This is a genomic window from Cereibacter changlensis JA139 (assembly GCF_003034985.1).
GTDB classification, from domain to species: Bacteria; Pseudomonadota; Alphaproteobacteria; order Rhodobacterales; family Rhodobacteraceae; genus Cereibacter; species Cereibacter changlensis.
This window is the reverse complement of the sequence record NZ_PZKG01000029.1, coordinates 1-13885: the sequence shown is the minus strand read 5'-3', so window position 1 is coordinate 13885 and position 13885 is coordinate 1. Positions and strand designations below refer to the sequence as shown.

Here is a 13885-nt window from a genome sequence, read left to right as displayed (position 1 = left end):
CTCAGCCGAGGCTGTCGTAGAGCGCGTAATCCCGGGCCGCAACCTGGCGCAGCAGTGCGGCGGTCTCCGGCGAAAGGTCCATTTCCGCCTCCGGAGAGACGTTCAGCCGCGGCAGGGTGATGCGGCAATCCAGCCGGTCCTCGAGGAAGTCGACCAGCCGGTCGATCTCCTCGTAGCGGAACAGCCGGTCGACGCCCGGCCCGTTGCGCGGCTGCAGGAAGCGCGCCTGCGACCCGACCGCCGCATACTCCGGCTGCGGATCGCGGACATAGGCCCGCACGAAGTCGTCGAAGCTGAGACCCCGGGTGCTCTTCTCCGTCTCGGTCATCTCGTCACGCTGGCGGTAGCGATACCAGCTGCCCAGCCAGGAGCGCGGCTCTCGCATCAGCGCGACCACGGTGAAGTCATGGCCCGAGGCGGCGGCGAAATAGGGGCCGAGGAACCGCCGGTAGCGCTGGGCGGTGGTGTGCTTGAGCACCGGCGGGCGCTGGAAGGACAGGGTGGCCAGCGATTCGAGCGCCGCCGCGATGGCGGTCGAACCTGTCTTCGGCGTGGCGAGAAACGCCAGCCTTTGCTCCCAGAAAACCAGCATCACTCTTCCTTTTCACCACCGCAACCGCTTCCGGCCTCCGGCGTAAACTAGACCGTAACTCTTTTCTGAAAAAGCTGGATTCACCAGAAAACAGTTGTATTGTTCCCGTTTTGATCGCATAACGGCAGGAACACTTGGGGAACACCAGGAACGATTGCTGCGCACCCGCGGCTGTGGAATAAGGATCAGGACATGGCGACGGCGAACCTCCTCGATTTGAACGGAAAGCGCGAGATGGACAAGGCGAAGGCGCTGGAAAGCGCGCTGGCACAGATCGAACGGCAGTTCGGCAAGGGCTCGATCATGAAGCTCGGCGCGAACAACCCGGTGATGGATGTCGAGGCGACCTCGACCGGCTCGCTGGGGCTCGACATCGCGCTGGGCATCGGCGGCCTGCCCAAGGGCCGCATCATCGAGATCTACGGGCCGGAAAGCTCGGGCAAGACCACGCTCACCCTGCATGTGGTCGCCGAGGAGCAGAAGAAGGGCGGCGTCTGCGCCTTCGTCGACGCCGAACATGCGCTCGACCCGCAATATGCCAAGAAGCTGGGCGTGAACCTCGACGAACTGCTGATCAGCCAGCCCGACACCGGCGAGCAGGCGCTGGAGATCGTCGACACGCTGGTGCGCTCCGGCGCGGTAAGCCTGATCGTGGTCGATTCGGTGGCGGCGCTGACGCCGAAATCCGAGATCGAGGGCGAGATGGGCGACATGCAGATGGGCGCCCAGGCCCGGCTGATGAGCCAGGCGATGCGCAAACTGACCGCCTCGATCGGCCGTTCGAACTGCATGGTGATCTTCATCAACCAGATCCGCATGAAGATTGGGGTGATGTTCGGCAGCCCGGAGACCACCACCGGCGGCAACGCGTTGAAATTCTACGCCTCGGTCCGGCTCGACATCCGGCGCACCGGCTCGATCAAGGAGCGCGAGGATGTGGTGGGCAACTCGACCCGGGTGAAGGTGGTGAAGAACAAGGTGGCGCCGCCCTTCAAGCAGGTCGAATTCGACATCATGTATGGCGAGGGCATCTCCAAGGTCGGCGAGCTGGTCGATCTGGGGGTGAAGGCCGGCGTGGTGGAGAAATCCGGCTCCTGGTATTCCTATGGCGACGAGCGGATCGGCCAGGGACGCGAGAACGCCAAGACCTTCCTGAAGTCGAACCCTTCGGTCGCCGCCGACATCGAGGAGAAGATCCGCGCCTCGCACGGTCTGGACTTCAGCGCGCCCGAGGGCGGCAAGGACGATGAAATCGTCGACATGTAAGCAGCGAAGCTGCGAGCGAGGGGCCGGACGCAGAAGCGCCGGCCCCTTTTGCATGGCGCGGCGCGGTCGCGGTGGACAGCCCCCGCCGGCAGGGCTAAACGGAACGCCGAACACGCCATCCGCCTGACATGGGGGCCCTGCATGCCGTCGCTGAACGATATCCGCTCCACCTTTCTCAATTTCTTCGAACGCAACGGCCATCGCGTGGTCGACAGCTCGCCGCTGGTCCCGCGCAACGACCCGACGCTGATGTTCGCCAACTCGGGGATGGTGCAGTTCAAAAACTGCTTCACCGGGGTCGAGACCCGCGACTACAAGCGCGCCACCACCGCGCAGAAATGCGTGCGCGCGGGCGGCAAGCACAACGACCTCGACAACGTCGGCTATACCGCGCGGCACCACACCTTCTTCGAGATGCTGGGCAATTTCAGCTTCGGCGACTATTTCAAGAACGAGGCGATCCCCTTCGCCTGGGAGCTGCTGACCAAGGATTTCGACATCCCGAAGGACCGGCTGCTGGTCACCGTCTATCACACCGATGACGAGGCGGCGGCGATCTGGAAGAAGGTCGCCGGGCTGACCGATGACCGGATCATCCGCATCCCGACCAACGACAACTTCTGGATGATGGGCCCGACCGGCCCCTGCGGCCCCTGCACCGAGATCTTCTTCGACCATGGCGACAAGATCTGGGGCGGACCGCCCGGCTCGGCCGACGAGGATGGCGATCGCTTCATCGAGATCTGGAACCTCGTCTTCATGCAGAACGAGCAGCATCCCGACGGGTCGATGACGCCGCTGCCGTCGCAGTCGATCGACACCGGCATGGGGTTGGAGCGGATCGGCGCGCTGCTTCAGGGCAAGCACGACAACTACGACACCGATCTCATGCGCGCGCTGATCGAGGCGTCGGCCCATGCGACGAGCTCGGACCCGGACGGCCCCGGCAAGACGCATCACCGCGTCATCGCCGACCACCTGCGTTCGACCAGTTTCCTGATCGCCGACGGGGTGATGCCCTCCAACGAGGGGCGTGGCTATGTGCTGCGGCGGATCATGCGCCGCGCGATGCGCCACGCGCATCAGCTAGGCGCGCAGGACCCGGTGATGCACCGTCTGGTGCCGGCGCTGGTGCGGCAGATGGGCGGGGCCTATCCGGAGCTGCAGCGCGGGCAGGCGCTGATCGAGGAGACGCTACGGCTGGAAGAGACTCGCTTCCGCCAGACGCTGGACCGCGGTCTGAAGCTGCTGGAGGATGAGGTTTCGGGTCTTGGCGAGGGGCAGGCTCTGCCGGGGGCCGCGGCCTTCAAGCTTTACGACACCTACGGCTTCCCGCTCGACCTGACGCAGGACGCGGCGCGCGAGAAGGGGCTGGCGGTCGATACCGAGGGCTTCGACGCGGCGATGGCCGAGCAGAAGGCCAAGGCGCGCGCCAGCTGGGCCGGGTCGGGCGAGACCAAGGATGCGGCGATCTGGTTCGATCTGGCCGAGCAGCACGGCGCGACCGAATTCCTCGGCTATGACACCGAGACGGCCGAGGGTCAGGTTCTGGCGCTGGTCATGGGCGGCGCGGTCGATGTGGCAAAGGCCGGCGACACGGTGCAGATCGTGCTGAACCAGACGCCGTTCTATGCGGAATCGGGCGGACAGGTGGGCGACACCGGCCTGTTGAAGACCGACAGCGGCGTGGCGCGGATCACCGACACCAAGAAGGGTCAGGGGCTGTTCATCCATTTCGCCGAAGTGACCGAGGGCGAGATCCGGCAGGGGCAGGGCGCCTCGCTGGTGGTGGATCACGCGCGGCGCTCGGCGATCCGGGCGAACCACTCGGCGACGCACCTCCTGCACGAGGCGCTGCGGCGCGCGCTCGGCGACCATGTGGCTCAGCGCGGCTCGCTCAACGCGCCGGACCGGCTGCGCTTCGACTTCAGCCATTCCAAGGCGCTCTCGCCCGAGGAACTGGCGCAGGTCGAGGCCGAGGTGAACGGCTTCATCCGCTCGAACGGCGCCGTCGAGACCCGGATCATGACCCCCGACGACGCGCGGGCGCTGGGGGCGCAGGCGCTGTTCGGCGAGAAATACGGCGACGAGGTGCGCGTCGTGTCGATGGGCGTGCAGGAGGGCTCGGGCAAGGGCGCCGACGGGCGGACCTACAGCCTCGAGCTCTGCGGCGGCACCCATGTGGCGCGGCTGGGCGATATCGGGCTCTGCGTGATCCTCGGCGATTCCGCCTCCTCCGCCGGTGTGCGGCGGGTCGAGGCGCTGACCGGCGAGGGGGCGCTGGCCTATCTCAACGAGCAGATGAAGCGTCTGGCCGAGGTGGCCGGGGCGCTGAAGGCGGCGCCGGCGGAGGTCGTCGACCGGGTGAAGGCGCTGGTCGAGGAGCGGCGGCAGCTCTCCAACGAGGTGGCGCAGCTGCGGCGCGAGGCCGCGATGGGTGGCGGCGCCGCGGCGGAGGCCAAGGAGATCGGCGGGGTGAAGTTCCTCGCGCAGATCGTGCAGGGCGTTGCCGGCAAGGACATGCCGGGGCTGATCGACGAGATGAAGGCACGGGTCGGCTCGGGCGCGGTGCTGCTGATCTCCGACACCGGCGGCAAGGCGGCGCTGGCGGCGGGTGTCACGGCGGATCTGACCGACCGGATCTCGGCGGTGACGCTGGTGAAGGCGGCGGCCGAGGCGCTTGGCGGCAAGGGCGGCGGTGGCCGTCCGGACATGGCGCAGGCCGGGGCGGCGGATGCCTCGCAAGCGGAAGCGGCAGTGAAGGCGGCGGAAGCCGTGATCGGAGGCTGAGATGGCGACGGCATTGTGGATCGCGAATGTCGAGGTGACCGACGCGGAGGCCTATGCGCTCTACGCCAAAGGCGCGGGGCCGGCCATTGCCGCGCATGGCGGGGTTTTCCTCGCCCGCGGCGGGCGGCATGTGCAGCTCGAGGGGCGTGACCGCTCGCGCAATGTGGTGGCGCGCTTTCCGTCGCTGGAGGCGGCGGTGGCCTGCTACAACTCGGCCGAGTATCAGGCGGCGCTGGACAATGCCCGCGGCGCCTCGGTGCGCGATCTGGTGGTGGTCGAAGAGTCCGAGTGAGGCTCTGGCGGCTACCCGCCGGGGGCTTCACGCCCCATAGCCCGGCCAGGGGCCGGGCGTTCCGCGCGGGACATCCTCCACCGGAGGATATCCTTGCCGCACTCCACCCCCGTGGGATTTTTGGGCCGAGATGATGATTGGGGGCTCCGGTCTGTGACGTTTTGATGATGCCTGCGGTTCGGGGCTTTGCTATGCTTGGCCAAACAAGAACCGGGGCAGCGATGAACGGGCAGGCTTTTGTGACTTCGGGCCTTCGAGCGGGGGCTTTCTGAGATGTGCCGTTGGGCCGCCTACATCGGCGCGCCGATCTTCCTCGAGGAGATCGTCAGCCGCCCCGGACATTCCCTGATCCACCAGAGCCACTGCGCCACCGAATGCAAGACGGCGATCAATGCCGATGGCTTCGGCATCGCATGGTACGGCGAGCGGCCCGAGCCGGGGCTTTACCGCGACGTGCTGCCGGCTTGGTCGGACCCGAACCTGCGCAGCCTGACCGCGCAGGTGAAGTCGCGGCTGTTCCTCGCCCATGTCCGCGCCTCGACCGGCACGGCGACCAGCCGCAACAATTGCCATCCCTTCGCGGTTGGTCGCTGGAGCTTCATGCACAACGGGCAGGTCGGCGGCTATGACAGTTTCCGCCGCGATGCCGACATGCTGGTGCCGGACGGGCTCTACCCGCACCGGCGCGGCGCGACCGACAGTGAGGCCCTGTTTCTGGTCGCCCTGGCCGAGGGGCTTGCGGAGGACCCCAAGGGCGCGCTGGAGCGGGCGGTGCGGCGCTTCGAGACGATCAGCCGCGAGAAGGGCTGCGCCCCGCATCTGCGGCTGACGGCGGCGCTGTCGGATGGCGAGCGGCTCCATGCGGTGCGCTATGCCAGCGACGAGCATGCGCCGACACTCTATCACCGCTGGAGCGCGCGGCGGCAGGGCCGGGCGGTGGTGTCGGAGCCCCTGGAGAGCGACGAGGGGGACTGGCAGGCGGTGGCGCCGGGGTCGTTCTGCACCTTCGAGGGCGAGGCGGTGACGGTGGAGCCCTTCCTGCCCGAGGCGCGCCGCGCCGCGGCCTAGGCGGCGGGCGGCGCGAACCATGCCACAAAAGACAAAGGCCGCGCTCTGGGCGCGGCCTTCTGGTTTTCGGGCGTCGGCGGCTCAGCTGGCGCGCGACTGGCGCTTGCGCTCGTGGGGGTCGAGGTAGCGCTTGCGCATGCGGATGTTCTTCGGCGTCACTTCGACCAGCTCGTCATCGTCGATATAGGCGATGGCCTGCTCCAACGAGAGCCTAACCGGCGTCGTCAGGCGCACGGCCTCGTCGGTGCCGGAGGCGCGGACGTTGGTCAACTGCTTGCCCTTCAGCGGGTTCACTTCCAGGTCGTTGTCCCGGTTGTGCTCGCCGATGATCATGCCGGTGTAGACCGCTTCCTGAACGCCGATGAAGAAGTGGCCTCGGTCTTCCAGCTTCCACATCGCATAGGCGACCGAGGTTCCGCTTTCCATCGAGATCAGCACGCCGGCGCGGCGGCCCTCGATCGGGCCCTTGTGCGGGGCCCATTCGTGGAATACGCGGTTCAGGACGCCGGTGCCGCGGGTGTCGGTCAGGAACTGGCCGTGATAGCCGATCAGGCCGCGCGAGGGCACATGGGCGATGATCCGGGTCTTGCCGGCGCCCGCGGCCTTCATCTCGACCAGATCACCCTTGCGCGGGCCGGTCAGCTTCTCGATCACCGCGCCGGTGAATTCGTCATCCACGTCGATGGTGACTTCCTCGATCGGCTCGTGCCGGACGCCGTCGATCTCCTGGAACAGCACGCGCGGGCGCGAGATCGAGAGCTCGAAGCCCTCGCGGCGCATGTTCTCGATCAGCACGCCCATCTGAAGTTCGCCGCGGCCGGCGACCTCGAAGGAATCGCCGGTGGGCGAGTCGGTGACCTTGATCGCGACGTTGATCTCGGCCTCCTTCATCAGCCGCTCGCGGATGACGCGGGACTGCACCTTGGAGCCGTCCTTGCCGGCCAGCGGCGAGTCGTTGATGCCGAAGGTGACCGAGATGGTCGGCGGGTCGATCGGCTGCGCCGGGATCGCCACGTCGATCGAGAGGTCGCAGAGCGTGTCGGCCACGGTGGCCTTGGACATGCCGGCGAGGGTGACGATGTCGCCGGCCTCGGCCAGATCGATCGGGGTCTGCGACAGGCCGCGGAAGGCGAGGACCTTGGAGACGCGGAACTGCTCGATCTTCTCGCCGTCGCGGTGCAGCGCCTTGATCGTGTCGCCGGCCTTCAGCGTGCCGGCCTCGACGCGGCCGGTCAGGATGCGGCCGATGAAGGGGTCGGCGGAGAGCGTGGTCGCCAGCATCTGGAACGGCTCGTCGCGGCGCGACAGCTGCTTGGGCTGCGGCACATGGCGCAGCACCAGCTCGTAGAGGGCCGAGAGGTCCTTGCGCGGGCCGTCCAGCGCCTCGTCCGCCCAGCCGGAGCGGCCCGAAGCGTAGAGCACCGGGAAATCGAGCTGGTGGTCATCGGCGCCGAGGTTGGCGAAGAGGTCGAAGACCTCGTTCAGCGCGCGGTCGGGCTCGGCGTCCGGCTTGTCGACCTTGTTCAGCACCACGATCGGGCGCAGGCCGAGGGCCAGCGCCTTGGCGGTGACGAACTTGGTCTGCGGCATCGGGCCTTCGGCGGCGTCGACGAGGAGCACCACGCCATCGACCATCGACAGGATCCGCTCCACCTCGCCGCCGAAGTCGGCGTGGCCGGGGGTGTCGACGATGTTGATGCGCTTGCCCGCCCATTCGAGCGAGGTGCATTTGGCGAGGATGGTGATGCCGCGCTCGCGCTCGATGTCATTGCTGTCCATCGCCCGTTCGGCGACGGCCTGGTTGTCGCGAAAGGCGCCGGACTGTTTGAGCAGCTCGTCCACCAGGGTTGTCTTGCCATGGTCGACGTGCGCGATAATGGCGATGTTGCGAAGCTCCATCGGGGGACTCTCTTTGGTTTTGTCAGAAGTTGGGGCGGCGTTACAGGAGAAGCCCCGAAAACACCAGAGGTCTTCGCACCGGCAGCATCGCGGGCGGCAGATTTCCGGCTCAGGTGGCGATATAGCGGTCGCGGCGGTGGTTGATGGCGATGACGAGGTTCACCACCAGCGCCCCGAGGAAGGACAGCGCCACGGTGCGCCAGTCGAGCAGCGTCGCCGCGACGGCGAAGAGCGCGGCGTCGAACAGGAGCTGGGTATGGCCGGCGCGGAAGCCGGTCTTGTCCTGCAGGAGGAGGGCGAGGATGCCGACGCCGCCGAGGCTCGCGCCGTGGCGGAACAGCGCCAAGAGCGCCGAGCCGGAGACCGCGCCGAACAGGATGGCGCCGAAGATCGGGTTCAGGCTGGCGAAACTGACCCAGCCGGGCATCCAGAGGCTGAGGGCCGAGAGCAGGCCGACGGCGAGGAAGGTCTTCAGCGTGAACTGCCAGCCCATGCGGCGGTAGCCGATCCAGTAGAAGGGGATGTTGATCACGAAGAACACCGGGCCGAAGCCCCAGCCGGTGGCGTAGGAGATCAGCACGGCGAGCCCGGCGGTCTGGCCGGTGACGAGGCCGAGATGCGTAAGGAGCGTGATGCCGAAGGCCGCCATCCCCGCGCCATAGGCCAGCGCCTGCGCGTCTTCGGTGAGGCTGTGGCGGGCGGGATCGGTCATCGGGGAACTCGGAACGGGGACAAAGTTTCTGCGAAACTTTGGCGCGGTTTGGAGAGGTCGCGCCTGTCGGGGAGCGCCGGGCGCTTCACGCCCCCCAGCCCGGCCACGGGCCGGGCGTTCTTCGCTGAAATCCTCCACTGGAGGATTTCACCTCGCTCATCACCCCGTGGGATATTTAGGCAAGGTGAAATGGGAGGGGGCGGCCCGCATCGGGGCCGCCCTGTGTCTTCTCAGCCGACGAGGGCCTTGTTCAGGTATTCGTCGACCTTCTCGAGATAGCCGATGGTGGTCAGCCATTTCTGGTCCGGGCCGACCAGCAGCGCCAGGTCCTTGGTCATGTGGCCGTCCTCGACCGCCTGCACAGTCACCTTCTCAAGCGTCTCGGCGAAGCGCAGGAGCTGCGCGTTGTCGTCGAGCTTGGCGCGGTGCTTCAGGCCGCCGGTCCAGGCGAAGATCGAGGCGATGGAGTTGGTCGAGGTCTGCTTGCCCTGCTGGTGCTGGCGGAAGTGCCGCGTCACCGTGCCATGGGCGGCCTCGGCCTCCACCGTCTTGCCATCCGGCGTCATCAGCACCGAGGTCATCAGACCGAGCGAGCCGAAGCCCTGGGCCACGGTGTCGGACTGCACGTCGCCGTCGTAGTTCTTGCATGCCCAAACATAGCCGCCCGACCATTTCATCGCCGAGGCCACCATGTCGTCGATCAGCCGGTGCTCGTAGGTGATGCCGGCCTTCTTGAACTTGTCGGCGAACTCCTCGTCATAGACCTTCTGGAACAGGTCCTTGAAGCGGCCGTCATAGGCCTTGAGGATGGTGTTCTTGGTCGAGAGATAGACCGGCCAGCCCTTGACCAGGCCGTAGTTCATCGAGGCGCGGGCGAAATCGATGATGCTGTCGTCGAGGTTGTACATCGCCATGGTCACGCCGGCCGAGGGCGCGTCGAACACGTCTCGCTCGATGACGGTCCCGTCCTCGCCGACGAACTTGATCGTCAGCTTGCCCTTGCCCGGGAAGCGGAAGTCGGTCGCGCGGTACTGGTCGCCGAAGGCGTGGCGGCCGACGACGATCGGCTGGGTCCAGCCCGGCACCAGACGCGGCACGTTCTTGCAGATGATCGGCTCGCGGAAGATCACGCCGCCGAGGATGTTGCGGATCGTGCCGTTCGGCGATTTCCACATCTGCTTCAGGCCGAATTCCTCGACCCGCTGCTCGTCCGGGGTGATGGTGGCGCATTTCACGCCGACGCCGTGCTTCTGGATCGCATGCGCCGCGTCGATGGTGATCTGGTCGTTGGTGCGGTCACGCTCCTCGATGCCGAGGTCGTAATAGGCCAGATCGATGTCGAGATAGGGCAGGATAAGCTTCTGCTTGATGAAGTCCCAGATGATCCGGGTCATCTCGTCGCCGTCGAGCTCGACGACGGGGTTGGCTACCTTGATCTTCGACATGAGGCCTCCTGAGGCTGGTTGCGGTGGCCCGGACATAGCCGATCCCACCGGAATTGGAAAGAGTTGTATGCGGCGGTATACCGTTCAGGCGGGGTCTTCGGCGGTTTCGCCGAGCCAGAGATCGAAGCGGAAGGCGGCGCCGGTCTCGCGCATCCGGGCGAGCTTGTCCTGCAGCAGCGCCCGCATCCGCGCGGGTTCCAGCGGCACATCCCACTCGTCCTCGCCGTCGAGCCCCATGATCGAGAGGTCGATCCGGCCCACCTCGCGCTCGCCGCGGCATTCGGTCACTTCCAGCGTGTGCACCCATTCGTCGAGCGCTTCGAGCCGGCCGGCGAGATGGGCGAGAGCGTCGAGCGAGCCGACGGAGAGCGCGCCGTCTTCCAGCAGCTGCTTCAGGGCCTCGTCGTCAAGGGCGGGGTCGTACTGCGGGGTCATGCGGATACCTTGAAGAAACGGGCGCTGCGCGCCTTCACATAGTCCCAGAGCCGCGGGGCGCCGCGGGCGATCTTGGCGCCGACGCGGGCCTCGAGCTGCTCGGCGGTGACGGCATATTCAGTCCAGGTGCCGCCGCCGCTTTCGATGTTGTGCATCACCGGCTGCACCCGATCGAGCGATTTGGCGAAGATGGCGTCGGGGGTTTCGGCGGCCTCGAACTCGGCCCAGAGGGCGCGCAGTTCGGCGCCGAGGTCGGGCGGCAGCAGGCCGAAGATCCGGTCGGCGGCGCGGGCCTCGGCGACCAGCGTGGCCTCCGAGCCATGCGCCGCGCCATTCGCCGAATGGATCGGCACGTCGCCCACGTCGATCTCGACCAGATCGTGCAGGATCAGCATCCTGACCACCCGGTCGATGTTGACGCCGGGGCCGGCCTGATCGGCCAGCACTAGCGCGTAGAGCGCCAGATGCCAGGAATGCTCACCCGAATTCTCGCGCCGCGAGCCGTCGCAGAGCGTGGTGGCGCGCAGCACCGATTTCAGCCTGTCGGCCTCGTTCAGGAAGGCGAACTGGGCCTCCAGCCGGTCGGTCAACGCGAGGCCTCGGTGAGCCGCCGCTTCACATAGCTCGACACGGTCGAGATCATCGGCGTCATATGGGCTTCCTCGTCCTTGAAGAAGTGGTCGGCTCCCTCGATCTGCTCGTGGGTGATCTTGATGCCCTTCTGCTCGTGCAGCTTGTTCACCAGCGTCACCGTATCCTTCGGCTGGGCCACCCGGTCGGCGGTGCCGTTGATGATCAGGCCGGAGGAGGGGCAGGGCGCGAGGAAGGAGAAATCATACATGTTGGCCGGCGGCGAGACCGAGATGAAGCCGGTGATCTCGGGGCGGCGCATCAGGAGCTGCATGCCGATCCAGGCCCCGAAGGAGAAGCCCGCGACCCAGCAGTGCTTGGCGTTCTGGTTCATCGACTGCAGGTAGTCGAGCGCAGAGGCCGCGTCGGACAATTCGCCGATGCCCTGGTCGTATTCGCCCTGCGACCGTCCGACGCCACGGAAGTTGAAGCGAAGCACTGTGAAGCCGAGGCGATAGAAGGCATAATGCAGGTTGTAGACAACCTTGTTGTTCATCGAGCCGCCGAACTGCGGATGGGGGTGCAGCACGATGGCGATGGGGGCGTCTCGTTCCTTTTGCGGATGATAGCGACCTTCGAGCCGACCTTCGGGGCCGGCAAAAATGACTTCGGGCATCGCTCGCCTCTTTCTTGTCCGACGATTGTTGACGAAATCGGTCGGAGAACTTAGAACGGTTCCAAAGGGCAGGGCGCCCCGGAAGTGTAGAGGAGTTAAGCGGCCTGCCGCTTGGCGTCAATGGATTTGGGCGGAGACTGCGATGAAACTGTCGACCAAGGGACGGTATGCGATGGTGGCTCTGGCCGATCTGGCCTTGGCCCAGAAGAAGACCCCGGACGAGGGGCTGGTGTCGCTGGCCGAAGTGTCGCGGCGGCAGGACATCTCGCTGCCCTATCTGGAGCAGCTCTTCGTCAAGCTGCGCCGCGCCGGGTTGGTCGAGGCGGTGCGGGGTCCGGGCGGCGGCTACCGGCTGGCGCGCTCGGCGGATTCGATCCGGGTCAGCGAGATCATGGAGGCGGTCGAGGAGACGGTGAACGCGATGCATACCGGGGCGGGGGCCAATGGCGGCGTCTCGGGCAGCCGGGCGCAGTCGCTGACCAATCGGCTCTGGGAGGGGCTTTCGGCGCATGTCTATGTTTTCCTGCACCAGACCCGGCTGTCGGACGTGATCAAGAACGAGATGCGCCCCTGTCCGGCGGTGCCGGCGCTGTTCCGCGTGGTGGACGAGGAGTGAGGCGGCGGGGACCGGAGGCGCGGGGATGGTGACGCGCGGCTATCTCGACTGGAACGCGACGACGCCGCTGCGCCCCGAGGCGCGGGCGGCGATGATCGAGGCGATGGACCTCGTGGGCAACCCCTCCTCGGTCCATGCCGAGGGGCGGGCGGCCAAGGCGCTGGTGGAGCGGGCGCGCGGGCAGATCGCCGCGGCGCTGGGGGCCGAGGGGGCGGATATCGTCTTCACCTCCGGCGCGACCGAAGCGGCGGCGCTGGCCTGCGCCGGGCGGGGCCTCGTCTGTGCCGATCTGGAGCACGAGGCGGTAGCCGCTTGGTGCGAACCTTCGCTCGCCGTCGATGCGTCGGGGCGGGTGGCGGTGACCGATCCGGCGCGGAGCGCGCTGCAGCTGGCAAATTCCGAGACGGGGGTGATGCAGGCGCTGCCGGAGGGGCTGGCGGTCAGCGACCTGACGCAGGCCTTCGGCAAGGTGGCCTTCGCCTTCAACTGGCTCGGCTGCGACATGGCGCTGATCTCGGCGCACAAGCTGGGCGGTCCGAAGGGGATCGGCGCACTGATCCTGCGGCGGGGGCTGGACGTTCCGGCGCAGCTGAAAGGCGGCGGGCAGGAGATGGGACGTCGCGCCGGCACCGAGAACCTGATCGGCATCGCCGGTTTCGGCGCGGCGGCCGAGGCGGCGGCGCGCGATCTTTCCGCCGGCGTCTGGGAACAAGTTGCGCAACTTAGAGATATTCTAGATTCGGCATTGTGTGGTGACGAGAAAGGAACTATTTCTGTCGGGAAAGACGCGATGCGGCTTCCCAACACGCTGTGCCTTGTCACGCCGGGCTGGAAGGGCGAAACGCAGGTGATGCAGATGGACCTTGCCGGTTTCGCGGTTTCCGCGGGCTCGGCCTGCTCGTCGGGGAAGGTGCGCGCCAGCCGCGTACTCAAGGCGATGGGTTTCGACGAGGTCGCCGCCGCGTCGGCGATCCGGGTCTCGCTGGGGCCCATGACGACAGAGGCCGAGGTGATGCGCTTCGCCGACGCCTGGCGCGCCGCGCGGGCGAGGCACCGGGCGCGGGCCGCGTAAGGAACAGGGGATAGCCCCGCACAGGAACGGAGATTGACACCGATGACAGCACTTGAAGAGATCGACGTTCCCGAGGTCCGCGAAGGCGTCGACCGGGAGACGATCGAGACCGTCCATGCGATGTCCGGCAAGTACAAGTATGGCTGGGACACCGAGATCGAGATGGACTTCGCCCCCAAGGGGCTGAACGAGGACATCGTGCGGCTGATCTCGGCCAAGAACGGCGAGCCGGAGTGGATGCTGGAGTGGCGGCTGACCGCCTATCGCCGCTGGCTGCAGATGCAGGAGCCCCGCTGGGCCATGCTGAACTACCCGGACATCGACTACCAGGACATCTACTACTACGCGAGCCCCAAGAGCATGGAGGGCAAGCCGAAGTCGCTGGACGAGGTCGACCCCAAGCTGCTGGCGACCTATGCCAAGCTCGGCATCCCGCTGAAGGAGCAGATGCT

Annotated in this window: 13 protein-coding genes and 1 pseudogene; 7 read left to right on the top strand and 7 right to left on the bottom strand. The window is 66.9% G+C overall.

The genetic code is table 11. The features are described 5' to 3' along the window. Window position 1 precedes the first annotated feature (1 nt). Window positions 2-592 (bottom strand): hypothetical protein, encoded by a 591-nt coding sequence (locus C5F48_RS08770; RefSeq protein WP_107663531.1) that lies wholly within the window; start codon window positions 590-592, stop codon window positions 2-4. Between the two features lie 192 nt (window positions 593-784). Between C5F48_RS08770 and recA the strand changes: the two genes are divergently transcribed. The 4 genes from recA (at window position 785) to C5F48_RS08750 (ending at window position 6008) form a co-directional block, all read left to right on the top strand. Further along, window positions 785-1858 (top strand): recombinase RecA, encoded by a 1074-nt coding sequence (recA, locus tag C5F48_RS08765; RefSeq protein ID WP_107663530.1) that lies wholly within the window; start codon window positions 785-787, stop codon window positions 1856-1858. 141 nt (window positions 1859-1999) lie between these two features. After that, on the top strand, window positions 2000-4648 hold the full coding sequence (alaS, locus tag C5F48_RS08760) for an alanine--tRNA ligase (protein WP_107663529.1): 2649 nt from the start codon (window positions 2000-2002) through the stop codon (window positions 4646-4648). 1 nt (window position 4649) lies between these two features. Next, window positions 4650-4940, top strand: a complete 291-nt coding sequence (locus C5F48_RS08755; RefSeq protein ID WP_107663528.1) for a DUF1330 domain-containing protein — start codon at window positions 4650-4652, stop codon at window positions 4938-4940. A gap of 273 nt (window positions 4941-5213) precedes the next feature. Beyond that, window positions 5214-6008 (top strand): class II glutamine amidotransferase, encoded by a 795-nt coding sequence (locus C5F48_RS08750; RefSeq protein ID WP_107663527.1) that lies wholly within the window; start codon window positions 5214-5216, stop codon window positions 6006-6008. 81 nt (window positions 6009-6089) lie between these two features. Here C5F48_RS08750 and typA read toward each other — a convergent pair whose 3' ends face one another. The 6 genes from typA to C5F48_RS08720 all read right to left on the bottom strand — a co-directional run bounded on the left by typA (window position 6090) and on the right by C5F48_RS08720 (window position 11745). Next, window positions 6090-7907, bottom strand: coding sequence for a translational GTPase TypA (gene typA / locus C5F48_RS08745; RefSeq protein WP_107663526.1), 1818 nt, complete (start codon window positions 7905-7907; stop codon window positions 6090-6092). A gap of 109 nt (window positions 7908-8016) precedes the next feature. After that, the gene (locus tag C5F48_RS08740) at window positions 8017-8619 is read right to left on the bottom strand and encodes a YitT family protein (RefSeq protein ID WP_107663525.1); all 603 of its coding nucleotides are present in this window, start codon (window positions 8617-8619) and stop codon (window positions 8017-8019) included. A gap of 230 nt (window positions 8620-8849) precedes the next feature. Further along, window positions 8850-10064: an NADP-dependent isocitrate dehydrogenase gene (locus C5F48_RS08735; protein WP_107663524.1), complete on the bottom strand. Its 1215-nt coding sequence runs from the start codon at window positions 10062-10064 to the stop codon at window positions 8850-8852. An 84-nt stretch (window positions 10065-10148) separates the two neighbouring features. Then, entirely contained in the window at window positions 10149-10499 is a 351-nt protein-coding gene (locus C5F48_RS08730; protein WP_107663523.1) for a hypothetical protein, read from the bottom strand. Next, a complete protein-coding gene (locus C5F48_RS08725; protein ID WP_107663522.1) occupies window positions 10496-11089 on the bottom strand; it encodes an HD domain-containing protein in 594 nt (197 codons plus the stop codon). Before C5F48_RS08725 ends, C5F48_RS08730 begins: the two co-directional genes overlap by 4 nt. Beyond that, a complete protein-coding gene (locus C5F48_RS08720) occupies window positions 11086-11745 on the bottom strand; it encodes an alpha/beta hydrolase (RefSeq protein WP_107663521.1) in 660 nt (219 codons plus the stop codon). The genes C5F48_RS08725 and C5F48_RS08720 overlap by 4 nt, the downstream gene beginning before the upstream one ends. Window positions 11746-11887: 142 nt before the next feature. On the opposite strand from C5F48_RS08720, the gene iscR reads away from it, so the two are divergent. The 3 genes and pseudogenes from iscR to C5F48_RS08705 all read left to right on the top strand — a co-directional run. Further along, entirely contained in the window at window positions 11888-12361 is a 474-nt protein-coding gene (gene iscR / locus C5F48_RS08715; RefSeq protein WP_107663520.1) for a Fe-S cluster assembly transcriptional regulator IscR, read from the top strand. Between the two features lie 25 nt (window positions 12362-12386). Then, a complete protein-coding gene (locus C5F48_RS08710; RefSeq protein ID WP_107663519.1) occupies window positions 12387-13433 on the top strand; it encodes a cysteine desulfurase family protein in 1047 nt (348 codons plus the stop codon). Window positions 13434-13475: 42 nt separating this feature from the next. Further along, window positions 13476-13885 (top strand): annotated as a pseudogene (locus tag C5F48_RS08705) (Fe-S cluster assembly protein SufB); the annotation flags it as partial.

What these genes read in the sequence shown, in the direction of transcription:
- C5F48_RS08770 (WP_107663531.1), bottom strand. Translation starts at nt 592, where the DNA reads ATGCTGGTTTTCTGGGAGCAAAGGCTGGCGTTTCTCGCCACGCCGAAG.
- recA (WP_107663530.1), top strand. Translation starts at nt 785, where the DNA reads ATGGCGACGGCGAACCTCCTCGATTTGAACGGAAAGCGCGAGATGGAC.
- alaS (WP_107663529.1), top strand. Translation starts at nt 2,000, where the DNA reads ATGCCGTCGCTGAACGATATCCGCTCCACCTTTCTCAATTTCTTCGAA.
- C5F48_RS08755 (WP_107663528.1), top strand. Translation starts at nt 4,650, where the DNA reads ATGGCGACGGCATTGTGGATCGCGAATGTCGAGGTGACCGACGCGGAG.
- C5F48_RS08750 (WP_107663527.1), top strand. Translation starts at nt 5,214, where the DNA reads ATGTGCCGTTGGGCCGCCTACATCGGCGCGCCGATCTTCCTCGAGGAG.
- typA (WP_107663526.1), bottom strand. Translation starts at nt 7,907, where the DNA reads ATGGAGCTTCGCAACATCGCCATTATCGCGCACGTCGACCATGGCAAG.
- C5F48_RS08740 (WP_107663525.1), bottom strand. Translation starts at nt 8,619, where the DNA reads ATGACCGATCCCGCCCGCCACAGCCTCACCGAAGACGCGCAGGCGCTG.
- C5F48_RS08735 (WP_107663524.1), bottom strand. Translation starts at nt 10,064, where the DNA reads ATGTCGAAGATCAAGGTAGCCAACCCCGTCGTCGAGCTCGACGGCGAC.
- C5F48_RS08730 (WP_107663523.1), bottom strand. Translation starts at nt 10,499, where the DNA reads ATGACCCCGCAGTACGACCCCGCCCTTGACGACGAGGCCCTGAAGCAG.
- C5F48_RS08720 (WP_107663521.1), bottom strand. Translation starts at nt 11,745, where the DNA reads ATGCCCGAAGTCATTTTTGCCGGCCCCGAAGGTCGGCTCGAAGGTCGC.
- iscR (WP_107663520.1), top strand. Translation starts at nt 11,888, where the DNA reads ATGAAACTGTCGACCAAGGGACGGTATGCGATGGTGGCTCTGGCCGAT.
- C5F48_RS08710 (WP_107663519.1), top strand. Translation starts at nt 12,387, where the DNA reads ATGGTGACGCGCGGCTATCTCGACTGGAACGCGACGACGCCGCTGCGC.